The organism is Streptomyces sp. NPDC001514, assembly GCF_053597075.1.
Genome location: NZ_JBSFHO010000008.1, coordinates 20,691 through 38,549, shown reverse-complemented (window position 1 = coordinate 38,549; position 17,859 = coordinate 20,691). Strand labels below are relative to the sequence as shown.

Below are 17,859 nucleotides of genomic sequence, written 5' to 3'. Positions count from 1 at the left end.
CCACCGCGCCCGCAGCCGACCGCTACCAGCCTCGGCAGGCCGACGATGCCCCCGCAGACCACAACGGTTTCGGCCTATATCGCCCAGGTTTCAAAAATGCCCAACTCCCTCCCGATGAAGAGCGCTGCCGAAGTAGGAACCAGCAAGCAAATGCCGATGCCGCCAAGCACATATGGCGCCATTGGCGTCGCTTTCGGGAAGTGGTCATCGGGTCGACGCTTGCGCGCAATAGCGAAGCGCCGGATAAACAGAGCGGCACTCAACATGATCAGGAACGCGCCGACAATCTGCAGCGCCATCAAGCCGCATTCAATAAGGAAAAGGACCAGGTACGAGAGCAGCACCCCCACGACTACCCTCACTTACTCAGATTTCGGCATTAATCAGAATCCGGTCGGCTTTCATTGCCGTCGGCTGCAACCACGCGCAAGGCGGACAATAGGATCATGGCCTGGACTGCGTCAACCCGTGCAGCTGAACGCGTGCCCGATGCGTGCCCGACCTATTGGTAAGTCGCGGCCATCTACGGGCTCCCCCGCCCTGGACCAGCAACCGCGACAAGCACCACCACGGCAGGTCAAGGGCACTTACCCCGCTGGTGGCTCTGGTGATGATGAGGCGCACGCCCCCCTCCGTACAGGAGCGACAGCAACCGACAGCGCCCGCCATGAAGTCGACAGCGGCCCGAAAGCGGCCGTAATGACTCTGGATGACCGATCCATTCTTAGCTACGGATCAGAAGGCTTCTGACATCCACGGCTGACATCAACGACGCCGGACGAAGGTGTACACCAGCACCCCTGTCCGGCTGTCGCACCCGTCGACGACGGCCTCCGGAGCGGGTTCGGATCGAACTTACAAAGCGGGTGTCGCAGCCCAAGAGCCGGATGCTGGCAGCTGAAGAAACGAGCGACGGTGTCGGACTCGAGAGGCTTAAGAGCCGTGGGTAGAAACGGTCGAGGACGAGGTGATGGAGCCGCTGACGCGGTCCGACGAGACGCGCACCTGGCGCGGCAGTTTCGAGCGGATACCCGACTGGTTCGTCGGCGGGTGGTACCTCGAGTTCTACCGGGAGAGCCAGCGCCGCGGGGTCCTCGCAGACCTGGAGGCGCTGCCGTGGAACCGGCCGGAGTGTGTCCAGGTCATGCTCCACGACGAAGACGATGATTGCTTCGGGCTGTGGATGTTCCAGGACGGCGCGCTGGTCGAGGTGTCGATCCCGCGCACACAGAGGGTCCACGTCCCGCCGCCGTCGTGGTGGGACGACAGCCCTCGGCCCGGATCCCTGTGGCGGACGGACGGGCCGGACCGCGGGCTGCCCCAGCATTCCCCCGAGCACGAGCAGGACCCGCGACTGTCTTGGTAGCGAGGGCTGGTTGTGCCCCATAGGTGAGCCCGAGTACAGGGGAGTGCAGAGCCCGGTTGGATGGTGCTGCCATGCAGGACGCACTCTTCCACTTGCCGGAGCCACCCGCGGAGCACGCCGTGATCGCTCGCTTCCAACTCGGTGGCGACGACCTTGGCGAACCTGATCAATGGTCCTTGGTCTTCGAAGCCGAACGATCCATGGGAGCCACGGTCAAGGCCGCCGGTGTCGGTGAGGTCGACGGCAACGAGTTCGGTGGGGGTGAGTTTGTGCTTTTGGCCTACGGCCCCGATGCGGACGCCCTGTACCGGGTGATGGCGCCTGGTCTGCGGGCGCTCCCGTTTCGGCCGGCGCACGTCGTGCTGAGATACGGAGAACCTGCCGACCGCGCCATTGAAGAGCGCATCGAGCTCTGAGCCCGCGTGCCAGATCCGTGCCAGATCCAGCGGTCAGCCGCGGTCAATCGAGGGCGACCACGGGGCCCACACGCTCGCAACGGCCGTCGCGGCTTCCAGACGGGACGAGCTGGGCAGATGCCTCATAGGTGGCGGTTACTCACGGCCGGGCCGCCTCCTGAGCAGCCGGTCCCTGCGTGTAGACGCTCATGGTGACCGCGACGGGCACGCTGCGGTTACGACGCTACGGCGGCAAGATCACCTGCCCGGGGGCCGGTGGTAAAGCCGACGCGGTGGTGTCTTACTGGTACTGAGGCTCAAAGCGATAACTGAGGTGTAGCTCGCTACGGCGTGTGTCGAGAGCTTCGATCACGTGGCGTGGTTGCTAGGTGCAATGAGTTAGCTGGTGCCCGTCTGATTCTGACGGTCTCGGCCGACCACTGGCCGCGCATGTGTCTTTCGATTCCGAAGGCCCCTCGAAGGGTTGCCGCCTGCTGGAGCCCCGCGAAGGTTGCGAGCGCGATAGATCCGGAGGCGCATGCACATGACCTTTGTGGAGAAGCATCGATTCGCCGGGGGCCGGACTGAGCGAGACTTGATGAAGATCTCTTGGGAGGGTGAGCTTTTCGGTGTGGGCCTTTTTGAGACCCTGGCCGATATGTATCCCGATCACGCCAGGCTGTTCACGGCGTGCGCGACGATGGAATGGTTCAACGTCCACTACTGCGAGCCCTTCGGTCACGATGCCGGCGTGCACGTCACCCTGGAGCAGGCCGAGAAGCTGGGGAGGGAAGGAGCGGCGCTCGCGCGAGGCCTTCACTCCTTCAAAAGCGTGGCAAAGGTGGCGGTCGAAGAGACCCGAGAGGCCGATCCGCTGTACATGCAGATGGGCAAGGGTGCCCACACCCCTGAGCTGAAGGCCCTCGCAGAGGACCTGCTCGAGCACGAGAACGCGATGCGGGACTGGCTCAAGTCCGAGTTGGACGGGATGTCCGACGGCGGCGCGAAGATATTCGCGTACCTCGAGCGTCATGGGATCTCGCGAGAAGAGGCTGTGACTCCGCGGAAGCTCAGGGAGGACGTGGGAGGAGACAAGCAGCAACTCGTCCTCGCGTTCTTCCCCGACGAGGACGCCGCCGACCGGGCAGCCAACGCGCTGAAGAGCTGGGAAATGGCCAGCGAGTACATGAAGGTCGACGCGATCGGCGTGCTCGTCAAGGACGAGCACGGCAAGATCAAGGAGCACAAGCTCGGACGGAGAGCCGGGAAGAAAGGCATGGGTGTCGGTGTAGCCCTCGGCGTGATCGCGGCGATACCCACAGGCGGTCTCTCGCTGGTCGGGGGTGCCCTCGCGAGCGGGGTCGGAGGCGGGATCATCGGCGAGTTCTTCCACAAAGGCCTCAAGATGACCAACGAGGACGTGGAGCGCATCGGCCGCGAGCTCGACGAAGGTCACGCAGCAGTTGGTGTGCTCACCTGGGACTTCGAGACCGAGGCTGTGGCAGAAAGCCTCAAGGAGAGGGGCGCGACGCTCCAGACGCTTGAGGTAGCCAAGGTGGAGGCTGAGGACTAGGAGCCCGCGGCCTCCGCGGCTCGACAAGTGGCGTGAGGCTCCGCCCGCCTGTAGCTCGCATCGAGAGGCGCGTGACATCTACCGCTGAAATCAACGACGGTGGACGCTCACAGCCCTTGGCAGTCGCTCGTGGCCTCTTCTTCATGAGCCCGGCGCGTCATAGACAGGGTACGAACGAACTTACAAAAGCGGATGTCGGCGGTTCGAAACCGTCCGCGCCCACCAGCAGGAAGTACGACGAAGGCCCAGGTCACCGGTAGCAAACGGGAAGCCTGGGCCTTGTTCGTTCCTTCGCGATGTGGGCGGGGGGAGAGGCGTCGTGCCACTTACGTGCCAGATACCCCGTCGGGGCCTTCGGCAGCTGACTCTGCCGGCCGGACCTTCTTGATCTGCTCGTCGACCCAAGGGGCCGAGCGACCAGCCCAGCAGACCTCAGCGACCGCCCCGCCCGTAGTTCGCATCGAGGTGATCCCCCTGTGCCGACGCGAGCGGGGCGCAGGCACATCGACAGTGCGCACGGATTAGAGCGTCAGGCAGGAATCCAGTGGGGCCACTGAGGAGGGATGTTTGTCGCGGGGCAGAGACCGGAGTCTCCGGGATAACCGTCCAGCGTCCCCTTCGTCGCGAAGAACCACCAGGCCAGTGAGAGAGTCACGACGATCACCAACATCAACGACACACAGACTCGTAGGACCTTGGGTGCGCGAAACGTCACGAGCCGACCGACTGCCCACGCTGTCACACCGCACAGGCCCCCGAGCGGCACTATCAACACCAGCAGAATGGTCAGCTCGAAGCGCCCGCCGGCTTCGTACCCTGCATCGCAATATGCACGCGCCCAGACAGTCAACTCCCACGAGACGCAAGCCATCGAAGCCCCGAAGAGTGCCGAGGCTGCCCATGGGACCCAGCTGAATCGCCCCGGCTTCCCTGTGGTCACGCCAGGACATGACGTCGACAAGCCACCCGCGATTGCATGAACCGCGCTTGAGACGCTGCTAACCACGGCCAGGCAGCGCACGGCTCTCGCACGAGAAGCACACCAGATCAGGCGGAGAAGGACGGTCAACAGCGGTGCGAGCTGGCAAGGCGAAGTTCGAAACCGTCCGCGCCCACCACTGCTGACCAGCCAGAACGCCGGACAGGCGCTCTGGCTGGTTCCGTATGCCCATCACGACGCCCATCAATACGGTCCGGGCATGATCCTCAGACCCGACAGCGGGGCAGCAGCAGGCGGCGCGGAGAACCTTCGAGGTCCGTGTCTACGCAGGCCTGGACCCTCTGACCAAACAGCGCATCTGCCTCACCGAGACAGCCGCGGGCCCGCGCGCAGCGCCGAACCGGGCGTCTCACCTCTCGCCTACCGCCGCACCTTCCAGGCCACCGGCACCTCCGCCCGGGCGGCAGGCGCCGAAGCTGCGGCGGCAGTCGGCGAGTGAGCAGGGCGGCGCGCCTGTGGATGTGCCCTGTGACGCGGCTGTGACAGTCGGCGGACACCGTGGTGAAGTCGCCCGGGCAGGCTTTTGGAAAGAGGACAAAAGACTCTATTCAGGCACTTCAGACACGTATCCCCTGCTTCCGAGGTCGTGAGCAGTGATGACCGAGCCGATCCGTCGGAGGAAATCGCATGAGCCTCGCACTCGCCACGCCGTCCACCGAAGCCCCCGCGCCTGTGCTGGCTCCGCGTGAGCAGGAGACGCTGCGGCACATCGCCGCCGGTCGCACCTATCTGCAGACGGCCCGCCACATGGGGCTCTCCAAGCACACGGTCGACGCCTATCTCCGCCGAATCCGGGCCAAGCTCAACATCAACAGCACGGCCGAACTCACCCGACTGGCCATCTCCCTCGGGCTGTGACACCCGGCCACCCGAGCCCGACCGACCGGGCAGGAGCAGTCGATCCGCGGCACCGGTATCGCCATGGCTGCACGGTTCGAAACCGTCCGCACCCCCCGCGCTGACCAGTGCAAACGCAGTGGAATGGCCTTCTGGAGACCGCCTTCAGTCCGATCACAGCTTGCCGGACACTACTCCGCGCCAGGTCCATCCCGCCCCAAGGGCCGCGTCTTGCAGGGGATCCTTCAGCGTCGAGTTGTCGAAGCGGAACGTCTCCGTCGCCTCAAGACCGCCCTCGGCACCCCGCCCGATCGTCCAGCGCCGGGACACCGTGTTCACTTGCCCGCGGGAGTACTCGGCCGACAGTGCCAGTCTGGCCGTGCCCCCGACCCACGTGACCTCCCACTGCCGGTCGAGGGCACGGACCTCGTGGTCCGCCGGGATCAAGCGCATCCGGATCTGAAGGGCCTGGTTCACCTGGGTCCGAGCGAAGAAGGTCTGCCAGGCCGGCTCCAGGATCCGCCACTCCGCCACCAAGTCGGCACCCTCCGGGGTGCCGTCGCGCACGACGTAGGGCACGTCCGGCTGGTTGAGCCTGAGCAGCGCCGCCCGGACTTCCTTGGTGGAATGCGGTGCGACACCACTGCTGGGGCGCTTGGTGCCGGTCAGTTTGTCGAAAAGGCCCATCGGGTCAACACATCGCCTCTGTAGCCATTTGACTCTTCTCTGTGATGGCCTGTGGCCGCCACGTGGATGTGCCCTGTGACGCGGCTGTGACAGTCGGCGGACACCGTGGTGAAGTCGCCCGGGCAGGCTTTTGGAAAGAGGACAAAAGACTCTATTCAGGCACTTCAGACACGTATCCCCTGCTTCCGAGGTCGTGAGCAGTGATGACCGAGCCGATCCGTCGGAGGAAATCGCATGAGCCTCGCACTCGCCACGCCGTCCACCGAAGCCCCCGCGCCTGTGCTGGCTCCGCGTGAGCAGGAGACGCTGCGGCACATCGCCGCCGGTCGCACCTACCTGCAGACGGCCCGCCACATGGGGCTCTCCAAGCACACGGTCGACGCCTATCTCCGCCGAATCCGGGCCAAGCTCAACATCAACAGCACGGCCGAACTCACCCGACTGGCCATCTCCCTCGGGCTGTGACACCCGGCCACCCGAGCCCGACCGACCGGGCAGGAGCAGTCGAACCGCGACGCCAGTGAAATGGCCCCCAGCCGATCAAGGCCGGGGGCTTTGCCATGTGCCTCCGACGCCAACGGACCGCGACGCGGGGAGCGGCCCCCTCGCGGCAGCGAGGAGCATCGTCGTCCCCCGGCGCCTTCGTGCATATCGGGTGCTGCGGCGGCGAATTGGGCTCGCCGACGCCCGCGCCGGCCCTCGCCCAGCAAAGGCATCGGCTCCCGTCAAGTCCCGATTTTTTGGGGCATGACGGCCATCATCCGCTTCGTGTCTCCTGATCTACAGGTCGCATCACGAGATGAGACCTCAGCCAAGCCTTTGACATCGAGGTGGAATCCATGAGCACTTTCGTTCGCGTACAGGAGGGCGGAGCGTCCCTTGAGGCCGTCCAGGAACCCCCGGCGAACGCGCAACTGATCGCCGCACCGGCCGGAGTGTCCTATCCCCGGTTGGCGCGGACCGAGCTCCATCGTTGGTGGCGTCCGCTGGTGGCCATGCTGGTCGCCGTGGTCGTCTGGTGGCTGTTCCTGACGCCCGCGGTGGACAGAGTGGCCCAGGTCGCCCTGCTGGCCGGGGTCGAGCCGGCCGCGGGCGGCGACACGATGTTCGCCGAGCCTCTGTGGGACTTCGCCGCTCTGACGCTCGTACTCGCGCTGATGATCCCGGCGGTGGTGATAGCCGCGCGCTTCGTGCAACGCCGGCCCGCCGGCACTCTGTCCTCGGTCACCGGACGGCTGCGCTGGCGTTGGCTGCTGGTCTGCCTGGGTGTGGCTGTGGCCGCGGTCGTGCTCGTGTTCGGCCTGGCCGTCGCCTTCGACGCCGTAGCCGGGCCCGGAGCGTCCGAGCCGACGCCGCCTGTCGTCTGGGCAGGCTGGCCGGCGTTCCTGACCGCAGCCGCGGTCGTCGTCCTGCTGGTGCCGTTCCAGGCCGCCGCCGAGGAGTACGTCTTCCGCGGCTGGATCCCCCAGATCTTCGGCTGCTACCTGCGCACCCCCTGGGTCGGCCTCATCGTGGCGGGTGGGCTGTTCGCCCTGGGGCACGGCATTGGCACGCCCTGGGGCTTCGCGGACCTGTTGCTGTTCAGCCTCGTCCTGGGCGTGCTGGTGAACCGTACGGGTGGCCTGGAGGCGGCCATTGCCTACCACGTGGCCAACAACGTCTTCGTCCTCCTTCTTTCCGTCATGTTCGTGGGCGGGATCGGCAGTGCCCTCAGGGTCAACATCTCGGAAGCCCCGTGGGTCATACTGGCGGCCACTGCCATCGTGATGCCGCTGTACGCGGTGGCGGTCCTGCGCCTGAGTCGCCGATTCCGCATCGAACGCACCACCCCTGAGCCCGCTCCCCGGCAGGCGGAGCCTGTGCCCGTCGCCGCGGTCTGAGGATGTACGAAGCAGATGCCGACGGTACGGAACCGTCCGCGCCCACCAGCGAAAAGGCCCCAGCCGATCACGGCCGGGGCCTTTGGCATCCACCCCACCTCCGTATCCACCCCGCATCCGCGTGCGCACGCGCATCCGACGTCAGCAGACGGCAATTGACGTCAGTGGAACGGTCAACCGCCGCGCGCCGATGCGACCTAAACGCGCCCTTTCGGCCCTGAACGTCCTTGCTCACTCTCGAATTCATGGGGGCGATTCGGGGCAATCACGGGATCGTTTGTCAGCGGTGCGGCGACGACGGCCCCACGGTGGGCGAACGCGGCCGTATCAGTCTCATGGCCCTGCTCTGCGAACCTTGTTGGGACGCGTACGCCAACGAGATCGCCATCCATGAGGGTGCCACGGACAGGCCCTGGCCGCAGCGGGACGACGTGACGCCGCACGAGCCACCCTGCTGCCCGCACTGCAACGCCGAGGTCCTGCCCTACCCCACCAACTACGACCGGTGGGTCCATCTCGCCACCAGGGATCACCCGGTGAAAGAGGTGCCTCCTCGCTACCGCTGGCGGCTCGTGACCCTCCGGGCTCGTCACTCCGGCATCCCCATCGACGTCGTGGCCGTGCGGGTCCGCGGAATCGAACCCCTTCCCGGCGACCTCGTACGCCCTGCCCACCGGGCGGTGTGCCTCGACCCGGATGCCATGGACGAGGTCGAGCAGGAACGAGCCCGGGGCCTGTAGCGAAAGCACTCGGATCATGGCGGGGCCTCGTGGGCGCGATCCGAAAGCGGCGGAAGCCTCATCGTCGTGAGGCCAACCGACCCCGTCCGCCATCAGCAGGACACCCGGCAACGGAAGTCGGCCGCCGCCCGACGCAGAGCGCCGTCAGCGCGAAGCCCCCACGGGGCCCGTGGGGGCTTCGCCCGGTGCTGCCGTCGCGTGTGCTGGTGCGTACGGCGCTGGTGGAGGGTGTCAGTAGAGGCTGACGTTGTACTTGCTCAGCGCCTCGGGGACGGGCTGGTAGAACGTGGTGCCGCCGGAGGAGCAGTTCCCGCTGCCGCCGGAGGTGATGCCGAGCGCCTTGCTGCCGTCGTAGAGCGGGCCGCCGGAGTCGCCGGGCTCGGCGCAGACGTTGGTCTGGATCATGCCGCGGACCGTGCCGCCGCCGCTGTAGTGGACGGTTACGTTCAGCGCGGTGACCGTGCCGCTGTGCGTCCCGGTGGTGGAGCCGGTGCGCTTGACCGGCTCACCGACGTAGGCGTTCGCGGCGCTGAAACCGCCCGTGTGGCTGAGCGAGGTGTTGTCGTAGCGGACGAGGGCGTAGTCGTTGCCCGGGAAGCTGGAGCCGATGGTCGGGCCGATGAGCGTGGTCAGGCCGGAGTTGGTGTACCAGGCGTTGGCGACGTCACCGCAGTGGCCGGCGGTGAGGAAGTAGTACGTACTGCCGCTGACGACGTTGAACCCGAGCGAACAGCGGTAGCCGCCACCGTAGATGGCGTCGCCCGCGGAGAGCAGCGGGGTGAAGACGCCCGAGGCCCGCTCGACCTTGATGGCGCCCGCATCGGCGCCCGCCGCCTTCTTGATCTTGGCGATCCCGGCGCTGGAGACGGTGCTGTCGGTGGTGACGACGACGCGGCCGGACGCGTTGTCGACATGCCAGGCGGTGCCGCCGACGTCGGCCTTCTCCACTGCGGCGGTGACCCGGCCGAGTTGGGCGGCGCTGTACGTCTGCGGGGTGGCCGCATGGGCGCTCGGCAGGGCGACCGCGGTGGCGGCTGCCAGGCCGAACGCGGCAGCGAGCATCCGGATGCGTCTCGCGGTGCCGCCACGGGGGGTGGTGGTGCGCTCGTTCCTCACAGATCTCCTCCTGGGGATGGGAGGGGCCCGGGGGGTGAGGGGCCCGTGAGGCGCAGCCGGGGACCGAGGGCTGGTGACGTGTCCCCGACAAGCGCTGCGCTGGAGTATCGGGCAGTCCGGAGCCGGGCACAAGAGCGTCGACGGCGGCCGGGCACTGGAGAGAGGCGGCCGGGGCACCCGAGAGGCGTCCGGGCGCCCCGGAGATGGGCATACTGACCCGATGCGGCGTACCTACGTCCACGAGGCGGTCCTCGTCATGCAGCCGGACGCGGACCTGCAGGCGCCAGGGGCGGCGATCACCACCGCGCTGTGCGGACACTGGGAACACCCGCCGCCGTGCCCGCTGGCCGCGCACCACACCCGAGCAGAACGCATGGGGGACCGGGTGGTGCTGCGAACGCTGTTCGCGACGGAACCCGCCACCGAGCACGTGGTGCGCGACCGCATCGACCTCGCCCTGTCCGCCGGCGAGATGCAGGGCCCGGACGGGGCGGTCACCCGCTGGCGGCTGCACAGCAGTCGGCGCAGTGACGTGACCGCCGAGGAGGAAGCACACGCCGAGCGTCTGACGGCACCTGAGACCTGAGACCTGAGACCTGGGACCTGGGACCTGGGACCTGAGACCTGTGGCCGGGCATCGCTCCGGTGTTCGGCGCCCCCGCGACCGGTGTCACTCACTTCCGGGACGAAGTGACTGTGCACCGAGGGCGATCCCGGCAGGATCGCCCCGTGCTTCGGTGGCCCGTCGGAGCATTACGACGTCCGTGGTCGACCGCCGAAACGCCGGACGTACCGCCGCTGCCAGGGGGTCTCGACGGCCCGACGGTCGTAGTGGCGCCGGACGAACGCCACCGCCTCGGTGGCCGGAACGCCGTCGAGGACCGCGAGGCAGGCCAGGGCGGTGCCGGTGCGGCCTCGGCCGCCGCCGCAGGCGATCTCGACACGCTCGGTGGCGACGAGGGTCCATGCCTCGTGGAGGAGGGTCCGGGCGTGCGCGGGATCACTGGGGAGGCGGAAGTCCGGCCAGCGGAGCCAGTGGGCTGCCCAGGGGACCTCCGGAGGCTTCTTGCCGTACAGGTGGAGGGCGTACGTGGGCGGGGGACCGGGCGGGAGAGGTCGCCGGAGGGCGCGGCCTCGGACGAGGCGGCCGGAGGGCAGGCGGAGGATTCCGGGGCCGACGGGATTCCAGGGCTCGGTCACGTGCCCAAACATAGCCACGGCTCCTCACCACCCGGGTGCGCGGGCCGCGGCGTCCTGCACCGGTGCTCCTGACCGTCGTGTCAGTCGACGAGTTCCGTGAGGTCGGTGAGTGAGTCGATGCGCCAGTCCGCCGCCGCGATCACCTCGGGGTCGTCGGCCCACAGGTGTCCCCATACGCCACGGCGGAGGTGCGCGGTGCGCAGGCCCGCGCGTTTGGCGGGGAAGACGTCGTTGACAGGGTGGTCGCCGACGTAGACGGTCTCGTGCGGGGCCGCGCGGGAGACCGTGAGGACGTGGGCGAAGAACTCGGGTGCGGGCTTGGCGACGCCCCACTCGTCGGACGTGGCCACCACGTCCGCGGGGATGTCCAGGGCGCGCAGCAGTCGGCCTGCCTTCGCGGTCTGGTTCCCGGCGACGACGACGCGGATGCCGCGGGCGCGGATGGCGGTGAGTGCCGGGCGTACGTCGGCGTAGAGATCGTCCTCGGTGAGTTGCTCACCGAGTCCGGCGGCCTCACGGGCGCGGTACTCGGCGCCGATGTCGATACCGGGCCGCAGCAGCCGCAGGGCGTCCGCGCTGTCGCGGCCCTGGGCGGTGACGGCCCCGACGAGCGCGGCCAGGGTGTGCCGGGGGACGTCGAGCCAGTCGGCCCAGGAGGCCCAGTAGCGGTCGTCACGCACGAGCGTGCCGCCGATGTCGAAAACTATGGTCTCCGTCACCGCACCCACACTACGGGTGCCGGTTGTCAGTGGGGAGCCGTAGCCTTGTGCGCATGTCCCCCAACCCTCGCAAGCCTGGTTCCGTGCGGTCCGCTGCCGTGGTGAATGCGGAGATTCGTGCGCTGTGGGACCGTTCGGGCGGGCGGCTGTCCGCCGTGGACGAGGCGCGCTACCAGGGGCTGTTGGTGGAGTGGGCCGCGGCGGTCGAGGCCGACGCGGGTGCGGGTGCGGGTGGGGGCGCCGGTGCCGTGGGGCCCGCCGTCGCCGACGCAGCATGACGGCGTCTTGCCGTGACGCCGTGATGCCGTGATGGCGTGATGCCGTGACGCGCGCGGCGAGGCTGCCGCGTACGGAGAGGTCGTCAACGCCACGCCGGGAACTGCGTCGCTGGATGTGCTGGACGGTCGGCGCGGGCCACGCTCGCCGGGAAGGCGCGCCTCCGTCATCGCCGAGCCGGACGTGCCGACGAGCCGACGAGCCCTCTCCCGTTCCTGCCCGGTGACGGCCCGCCGAGCGGGCGGTGCGTTGTCAGTGGCGTGGCCCACACTGGAGTCATGTGCCGAAGCATCAAGACCCTCCGCCCGCCCGTTCTCCCGCACGAGGCCACCGAGGACGACGTCAGGGCCGCCGCCCTGCAGTTCGTACGGAAGGTGTCCGGCTTCAGGGCGCCCGCCGCGCACAACAGGGAGGTGTTCGAGCGGGCCGTCGACGAGATAGCGGAGGCGACGCGTGCGCTGCTCGACGGGCTGGAGGTGCGCGGGGCCGGTGGGGCTAAGCGGGTTCCGGAGCCCGCGGACGCCGGATGACGTACGCCGCGAGCGAGCCCGCCGCGAAGAGGGCGAGGACCGACACCGCCACGCCCACCCACGTCGCGCCCAGCCACTGGCCGCCGAAGTAGCCGAGGCCGACGCTGTAGCCCGCCCAGGCCACGGCCGCGAGGGCGGACCAGGGCAGGAAGTCCTGGACTCTGCGGTGTGCCGCGCCCGCGCCCAGCGAGACGACCGAGCGGCCCCCCGGCGCGAACCGGGCGATGACCACGAGCAGGCCGCCGCATCGGCCCAGTGCGGCGCCGAGACGTTCCTGCGCGGTGGTGAGGCGGCGCGACCTGGCGATCGCGCGGTCCAGCCGTGCGCCACCGCGCCAGGCCAGGCGGTACGCGACGAGGTCGCCCAGCACGGAAGCGGTGGTCGCGCACAGCAGCAGCGCCAGCAGCGAGGGCACTTCCTGCGGTGGCACCTGGCCGGCGGCCGCGGCCGCCGACCCGGCGGCGGCTGTGGATCCGGCAGCGGCGGCGGTGGCCGCCGTGATCACCAGCACGCCGCTCGGCAGCACCGGCAGAAAGACGTCCAGGAGTACGGAGAGGGCCACCACGGCGTAGATCCAGGGGCTTCCGGTGAGCATCCCCACGCTGTCGAGCACCTGGACTCCCCGATTCCGCGAAAGAACGCCGCGACGTCGCAGGGGAGCGGCAGGGGCGGCATGACAGCTGTACAGCGTACGCCTGCGTCCCGTGGCCGGATCGGCAGGGTGGGTGAAACCCGGGCGGGCGGGGGAGAACGCGGCGCGGCCTGACAGGTCGGCCGAATCCGGCCCGTCCGACAGCCACCCCGCCAGTCACCCCGACGGCCACCCCGAGCAAGCCTGAGCGACTGCTCGGGGCGGCCCAGCGCGAACCCGGTCAGCCAGCCGCTCCGGACAGCCCCGAACCCCCGGGCAGCCGCTCCGGACAACCCCGGACCCCCGGGCAGCCGCTCCGGACAGCCCCGAACCCCCGGGCAGCCGCTCCGGACAACCCCGGACCCCCGGGCAGCCGCTCCGGACAACCCCGCGCAAGCCGCTCAGCGCATGTGCCTCACGCCGCGACTGCCGTCGCGGGCTCCTCGTGCCGCTGCTTCTCCTTCTCATCCGTCGTCGCACCGCGCGATGCGAACAGCCGGTCCACCGCCAGTGCACCCGAGCCGGTGAAGACCAGCAGCAGGAAGGCCCAGCAGAAGATCGCGGACGCCTCGCCGCCGTTCTGCAGCGGGAACAGCGCCTCGGGCTGGTGCACCTTGAAGTACGCGTACGCCATCGAGCCGGAGGCGACGAACGCCGCCGTGCGCGTGCCGAGGCCGATCAGCACCAGGCCGCCGCCGACGAGCTGGATCACGGCCGCGTACCAGCCGGGCCAGGTGCCGGTGGGGACGGTGCCGCCGCCCATCGCGCCGCCGAGGACGCCGAAGAGCGACGCGGCGCCGTGGCAGGCGAAGAGCAGGCCGACGACGATGCGGAAGAGGCCGAGCGCGTACGGCTGGGCCCGGTCGAGCCGCGAGGAAAGGCCACGAGAGGCCATGGGGGGACTCCTTCGGTCTGGGGACGTGAACCGATGAGCCCCTAAGTTAGGCAGGCCTAATCAATACTTGCAAGTTCAACATTTGGTCGGCGGTCGTTTTTCATCCGGAGTTCACAGCGGGGAGACATGGCCCGGAGCACCGCCCTCGCCACCGCGTCCGCGTCCGACAGCGTCACCGAGTCCACCCCCGGCCGCGCCCCGGCCGCGGTCACCCAGTGCACCCCCTCCGTGGGCACACCGACCGCGAACCGGCGCGGATGCGCCCGCCCCTGACGATCGATGAGACGGTACGGCCGCTCCGTCACGTCCAGACCGCCCGTCTCGTAACCGTCGACCGCGTGCGGCCGGCACTCACCCGTCCGCAGCAGCCGCGCAAGCAGCTCGTCGCGGCTGCGCCGCAGGTCGGGCTCCGGAAGCCGGGCCTCGATCAGCGTCGTCGCCGACACCTCGGACCCGGGCACATCGGGGGACCCGGCCGTGAACAGCCCGTCCTCCGTCCGTACGGTCATCCGCGGGCCGACCACCTCCAGCACACCGGCCTCGATCAGCGCGACCATCTCCTCGATACGGCGGCGCGGCGGACCGATGGAGAGGAACGCGTTCAGCGGCGTGTACCAGCGGTCCAGGTGGTCGCGCCGCGAGGTCCCGGACAGTCCGGCGTGGTCCACGATCTGCCGTACTTCGTTGCGTACGTCGCGCAGGACGTCGAGCGCCGCCTTGACCGGCCCCGCCACATTGCCGAGCGCCGCGTACTCGGCGTCCCGCCGCAGATGGGCGAGGAGCCAGCCGCGGAATGCCGCGGGGCCGGTGAAGTTCTCGCCCCGGTGCGGGTACGAGACCCGCTCCCAGGACCAGCGCTCGGCCTCCGCGCAGCCGTACGCGTCCAGGACCGCGGCCTCCTCGGGGCTGCCGTGGGGCGCGTCCAGGAAACGTGCCCGGAAGCCCGGCAGCTGCGAGCCGCTCCCGGTCTCCGTCCCGGACCCCGACCCGGTCCCGGACCCCGACTCGGTCCCCGACCCGGAGTCGGCCCCGGGCTCCGACGTGCCCGCCCCCGCCCCCGTCTCCGGCGCGAGCAGAGCCTCGTAGTAGACCGTCTCCACCTCCTTGGCGACCAGCGGCCATATCTCGCCAAGGAAGTCCGGCGGATCGCCCGCGTCCGCGCGCTTCCGGAAGACGGCGATAACGTCCGGTGTGAGCACGAGCGGCTGGTGGCGGCCCGACGCGCCTTTCGCGTTGTCCCCGCGCGCCTGGTACGGGATGCCGCGCCGCGAGCCCGCGTACAGGCGCGGTTCGCGGCCCGACGGCCGGTACGCCACACGCTCTCCCTCGCGGACGAACACGCCACCGCGGCCCGTCGTCAGCAGCGCCATGTGATCGAAGAAGTTCAGGCCGAGTCCGCGCAGCAGGACCGTTTCGCCCGGGGCGATCGCGGAGAGGTCCAGGTCCGCAGGGTTGGCGGGCGCGAAGTACCGCAGCCCGTGCCGGGCCGCGTACTCGCCCAGCCTGGCCGACACGGCCCCCGGCACGACCGGCAGATGGCCCTGCGCCAGCACCACCGCGCTCAGTCCGGCCAGGACCGTGCCGTCGTCCAGCGCCACGCGCTGCGAGCCGTCGTCGTGTTCGTCGAGCCGTACCGCCCGCGCCCGGTGCACCTCCACCCGGACCGTCCGCGGCGCCCGCTCGACGGTCCTGCGGAACGCCCACTCCAGATAGCGGCCGTAGCAGGCCCGCGTCGGGTAGTCGTCGGGACCGAGCCGCCCCTCCTCGCCGGCCCGCGCCGCGGCCCACTCGTACAGGCTCGGCCCCGGGCGTATCGGACCCTCGCAGTCGACGCTCTCGTCGGTGAAGAGCGTCACCTGGGACGCGACCGTGTTCATCAGCAGCTCGGCGGGCTGGTCCGTACGCCAGACCTGGCCGGGACCGGCGGGCGCCGGGTCGATGACATGCACGGTCAGCGGGGTGTCCGGGGCCAGTTCGGGCACGGAGGCGCAGAGTCTCTCGAGGACCGAGGTGCCGCGGGGACCTGCGCCGACCAGAGCTATCGCGTGCCGAACTGCGGACAAGACAGTGACTCCCGGGGCAATGTGGGGGGCGTGCAGGTGCGGGAAGTGGATCGTCCGCATCATCATGCCGTTGCCCCGGCGGGAGCCGAAGGGCCGGGGCGAGGATCACCCCCCGCTGTGGGCAGAGTCACGGACCATTCGTCAGGTTCCGCTCGTCCACGGTCACGAGGCGTGTATGCGCATGATCCGCCCCGTAGCCGCCCGAACCCCTGCCGGCCGCCGCGTTGCCGCCCGCCGCCCTGCCACCTGCCGCGTTGCCGCCCGCCGCGTTGCCGGCCGCCCGCTTGCCGTTCCCCCGCGCCTGGTCGAGCCGCAGCGTCGCCGAACGCCCGCGCAGGACGAGCGTCATCAGCTGGTTCCCGAACCACGGTCCACCGGTCCGCCGCCAGCCGATGACCGGCCGCCCCGCCCGCCCGTGCCGGGCCAGGGCGTGGCCGAGCCGCCGCCCCGCCCGGCTCCAGCCGAACCGGAAGCCGAGCCGCACCGACGAGTGGATCGCGTTGTGCACGGGGGAGCAGGTCAGTTGCAGCACCCGCGCTTCCGGCGCCCCGTCCGGCCACTCGGGCTCCGCCACATACGCGTGGTGGACATCCCCGGACAGGACGAACACCGTCGCCGGCGCCTCCGGCCCGCTGCCCGCCTCCGCGACCAGCCGCGTCAGCCTCTCGAACGACGCCGGAAACGCCGCCCAGTGCTCCAGATCGGCCCGTCTGCGCACGTCTTCGCCGAACCGCGCCCACCGCGGACCCCGCTCGCCCCGGCACAGCGCCGCGTTCCAGCTCTCGGCGTCGTGGATGAGGGGCGGCAGCAGCCAGGGCAGCGAGCTGCCGATGAGGAGGTGGTCGTACGAGCCTGGCGCCTCCAGTGCCTGGTCGCGGAGCCAGCGCGCCTCGTCCTCGTCGAGCATCGCCCGCTTGTCCTCGTCCAGGACGCGCGCGGCCCGGGTGTCGGTCATCAGCAGCCGGGTCCTGCCGAAGTCGCGCCGGTAGCTCCACCGGACGGCCGCCGGGTCGGCGTCTGCCTCCGCCGCGAAGCGCCGCAGCGCATCGGTCCCGTCCGGGGTGTCCCGCACGGCCGCGTAGACCGGATCCGCGTCCAGCTCGGCCGGGGAGAGATTGCCCAGGTGCTGGTAGACCCAGTACGACATCAGGCCGCTGAGGACCCGCTCCTGCCACCAGGGCGTGGCCCGCATCCCGGCCATCCAGGACGCGCTGGTGTTCCAGTCGTCGATCACATCGTGGTCGTCGAAGATCATGCAGCTGGGGACGGTGGAGAGCAGCCAGCGGACCTCGGGGTCCAGCCAGGACTCGTCGTACAGCCGGGTGTACTCCTCGTAGTCCGCGACCTCGGCGCCGGGCGGCTCGCGCAGATCGCGCCGGGCGGCCAGCCAGCGCTGGGTGGCCTTGGACGTCGCGTCCGCGTACACCTGGTCGCCGAGCAGGAGCAGCACGTCGGGGCGCTCGGCGGCCGGGTCGGCGGCCAGCCGGGCGGCTACGGCGTCCAGCGCGTCGGGTCCGATCGGGTCGTGCTCGTCGGCGGGCGGCGCGGCCCAGCGACAGGAGCCGAAGGTGATCCGCACCCCGTCGGCGGGAACCGCCGGGGTGCGGATCGTGCTCTCGGGGAAGCCGGAGCCCTCGAGCGGCCAGACACGGCGGCCGTCCAGCAGGACCTCGTACGCCGTCGACGAGCCCGAGGTGAGGCCGGTCACCGGGATCAGGGCGTAGTGATGGCCCTCGATCTGGAACGTCCGCACCGAGCCGCCGGCCCCGGCCGTGGCGCAGCGCACCTCGGCCGTGCAGGGCCGGTCGGCCTCGATCCATACGGTCGCGCGGTCGCCGGCTTCCCAGTCGACGTACCGCAGCAGTGGTCCCAGGCGCAGCCCGGCTGCCATGTGCCCTCCTCCGTCGCCCGCCTAACGGTTCGCCCGTGTTCGGGTCGTCCCCGCACGGTA

19 protein-coding genes are annotated in these 17,859 nt (G+C 69.8%); 10 read left to right on the top strand and 9 right to left on the bottom strand.

Features of this window, described 5'->3' with window-relative positions; translation table 11 throughout:
• Nucleotides 1–74: 74 nt before the first annotated feature.
• On the bottom strand, nucleotides 75–350 hold the full coding sequence (locus ACWCXB_RS11240; protein WP_450721433.1) for a hypothetical protein: 276 nt from the start codon (nucleotides 348–350) through the stop codon (nucleotides 75–77).
• Nucleotides 351–970: 620 nt separating this feature from the next.
• Between ACWCXB_RS11240 and ACWCXB_RS11235 the strand changes: the two genes are divergently transcribed.
• The 4 genes from ACWCXB_RS11235 (at nucleotide 971) to ACWCXB_RS11220 (ending at nucleotide 5,192) form a co-directional block, all read left to right on the top strand.
• Entirely contained in the window at nucleotides 971–1,366 is a 396-nt protein-coding gene (locus ACWCXB_RS11235; protein WP_450721431.1) for a hypothetical protein, read from the top strand.
• Between the two features lie 71 nt (nucleotides 1,367–1,437).
• The gene (locus ACWCXB_RS11230) at nucleotides 1,438–1,782 is read left to right on the top strand and encodes a hypothetical protein (RefSeq protein WP_450721429.1); all 345 of its coding nucleotides are present in this window, start codon (nucleotides 1,438–1,440) and stop codon (nucleotides 1,780–1,782) included.
• A 523-nt stretch (nucleotides 1,783–2,305) separates the two neighbouring features.
• Nucleotides 2,306–3,334: a hypothetical protein gene (locus tag ACWCXB_RS11225; protein WP_450721427.1), complete on the top strand. Its 1,029-nt coding sequence runs from the start codon at nucleotides 2,306–2,308 to the stop codon at nucleotides 3,332–3,334.
• A gap of 1,627 nt (nucleotides 3,335–4,961) precedes the next feature.
• On the top strand, nucleotides 4,962–5,192 hold the full coding sequence (locus tag ACWCXB_RS11220; protein ID WP_450721423.1) for a response regulator transcription factor: 231 nt from the start codon (nucleotides 4,962–4,964) through the stop codon (nucleotides 5,190–5,192).
• Nucleotides 5,193–5,345: 153 nt separating this feature from the next.
• Here ACWCXB_RS11220 and ACWCXB_RS11215 read toward each other — a convergent pair whose 3' ends face one another.
• The gene (locus ACWCXB_RS11215; RefSeq protein ID WP_450721425.1) at nucleotides 5,346–5,858 is read right to left on the bottom strand and encodes a hypothetical protein; all 513 of its coding nucleotides are present in this window, start codon (nucleotides 5,856–5,858) and stop codon (nucleotides 5,346–5,348) included.
• Nucleotides 5,859–6,092: 234 nt separating this feature from the next.
• Here ACWCXB_RS11215 and ACWCXB_RS11210 point away from each other — a divergent pair, with 234 nt between their 5' ends.
• The 3 genes from ACWCXB_RS11210 to ACWCXB_RS11200 all read left to right on the top strand — a co-directional run bounded on the left by ACWCXB_RS11210 (nucleotide 6,093) and on the right by ACWCXB_RS11200 (nucleotide 8,478).
• Nucleotides 6,093–6,323, top strand: coding sequence for a response regulator transcription factor (locus ACWCXB_RS11210; RefSeq protein ID WP_450721423.1), 231 nt, complete (start codon nucleotides 6,093–6,095; stop codon nucleotides 6,321–6,323).
• A 374-nt stretch (nucleotides 6,324–6,697) separates the two neighbouring features.
• The gene (locus ACWCXB_RS11205) at nucleotides 6,698–7,738 is read left to right on the top strand and encodes a CPBP family intramembrane glutamic endopeptidase (RefSeq protein ID WP_450721421.1); all 1,041 of its coding nucleotides are present in this window, start codon (nucleotides 6,698–6,700) and stop codon (nucleotides 7,736–7,738) included.
• A 245-nt stretch (nucleotides 7,739–7,983) separates the two neighbouring features.
• On the top strand, nucleotides 7,984–8,478 hold the full coding sequence (locus tag ACWCXB_RS11200; RefSeq protein ID WP_450721419.1) for a DUF6083 domain-containing protein: 495 nt from the start codon (nucleotides 7,984–7,986) through the stop codon (nucleotides 8,476–8,478).
• A gap of 231 nt (nucleotides 8,479–8,709) precedes the next feature.
• Here the strand turns inward: ACWCXB_RS11200 and ACWCXB_RS11195 are convergent, their stop codons facing one another.
• On the bottom strand, nucleotides 8,710–9,540 hold the full coding sequence (locus ACWCXB_RS11195; RefSeq protein WP_450721730.1) for a S1 family peptidase: 831 nt from the start codon (nucleotides 9,538–9,540) through the stop codon (nucleotides 8,710–8,712).
• Between the two features lie 274 nt (nucleotides 9,541–9,814).
• Here ACWCXB_RS11195 and ACWCXB_RS11190 point away from each other — a divergent pair, with 274 nt between their 5' ends.
• Nucleotides 9,815–10,180 carry a hypothetical protein gene (locus tag ACWCXB_RS11190; protein ID WP_450721417.1) on the top strand — a complete coding sequence of 122 codons (366 nt, stop codon included), beginning with the start codon at nucleotides 9,815–9,817 and terminating at the stop codon, nucleotides 10,178–10,180.
• Nucleotides 10,181–10,347: 167 nt separating this feature from the next.
• On the opposite strand, the gene ACWCXB_RS11185 is transcribed toward ACWCXB_RS11190, so the two are convergent.
• Together ACWCXB_RS11185 and ACWCXB_RS11180 are read right to left on the bottom strand one after the other, a co-directional pair.
• Nucleotides 10,348–10,806 carry a protein-tyrosine phosphatase family protein gene (locus tag ACWCXB_RS11185; RefSeq protein ID WP_450721416.1) on the bottom strand — a complete coding sequence of 153 codons (459 nt, stop codon included), beginning with the start codon at nucleotides 10,804–10,806 and terminating at the stop codon, nucleotides 10,348–10,350.
• A 68-nt stretch (nucleotides 10,807–10,874) separates the two neighbouring features.
• The gene (locus tag ACWCXB_RS11180; RefSeq protein WP_450721414.1) at nucleotides 10,875–11,513 is read right to left on the bottom strand and encodes an HAD family hydrolase; all 639 of its coding nucleotides are present in this window, start codon (nucleotides 11,511–11,513) and stop codon (nucleotides 10,875–10,877) included.
• 53 nt (nucleotides 11,514–11,566) lie between these two features.
• On the opposite strand from ACWCXB_RS11180, the gene ACWCXB_RS11175 reads away from it, so the two are divergent.
• Both ACWCXB_RS11175 and ACWCXB_RS11170 read left to right on the top strand, forming a co-directional pair.
• Nucleotides 11,567–11,791 (top strand): hypothetical protein, encoded by a 225-nt coding sequence (locus ACWCXB_RS11175; protein WP_450721412.1) that lies wholly within the window; start codon nucleotides 11,567–11,569, stop codon nucleotides 11,789–11,791.
• 276 nt (nucleotides 11,792–12,067) lie between these two features.
• Nucleotides 12,068–12,319, top strand: coding sequence for a DUF2277 domain-containing protein (locus ACWCXB_RS11170; RefSeq protein WP_450721410.1), 252 nt, complete (start codon nucleotides 12,068–12,070; stop codon nucleotides 12,317–12,319).
• Here the strand turns inward: ACWCXB_RS11170 and ACWCXB_RS11165 are convergent.
• From ACWCXB_RS11165 to ACWCXB_RS11150, 4 genes are all read right to left on the bottom strand, one after another.
• The gene (locus ACWCXB_RS11165; protein WP_450721408.1) at nucleotides 12,285–12,932 is read right to left on the bottom strand and encodes a DedA family protein; all 648 of its coding nucleotides are present in this window, start codon (nucleotides 12,930–12,932) and stop codon (nucleotides 12,285–12,287) included. The genes ACWCXB_RS11170 and ACWCXB_RS11165 overlap by 35 nt on opposite strands.
• Nucleotides 12,933–13,365: 433 nt before the next feature.
• Nucleotides 13,366–13,845 carry a DoxX family protein gene (locus ACWCXB_RS11160; RefSeq protein WP_450721406.1) on the bottom strand — a complete coding sequence of 160 codons (480 nt, stop codon included), beginning with the start codon at nucleotides 13,843–13,845 and terminating at the stop codon, nucleotides 13,366–13,368.
• Nucleotides 13,846–13,901: 56 nt separating this feature from the next.
• On the bottom strand, nucleotides 13,902–15,968 hold the full coding sequence (locus ACWCXB_RS11155; RefSeq protein WP_450721729.1) for an FAD/NAD(P)-binding protein: 2,067 nt from the start codon (nucleotides 15,966–15,968) through the stop codon (nucleotides 13,902–13,904).
• Between the two features lie 67 nt (nucleotides 15,969–16,035).
• Nucleotides 16,036–17,799 carry an alkaline phosphatase D family protein gene (locus ACWCXB_RS11150; protein ID WP_450721404.1) on the bottom strand — a complete coding sequence of 588 codons (1,764 nt, stop codon included), beginning with the start codon at nucleotides 17,797–17,799 and terminating at the stop codon, nucleotides 16,036–16,038.
• Between the last annotated feature and the right edge of the window lie 60 nt (nucleotides 17,800–17,859).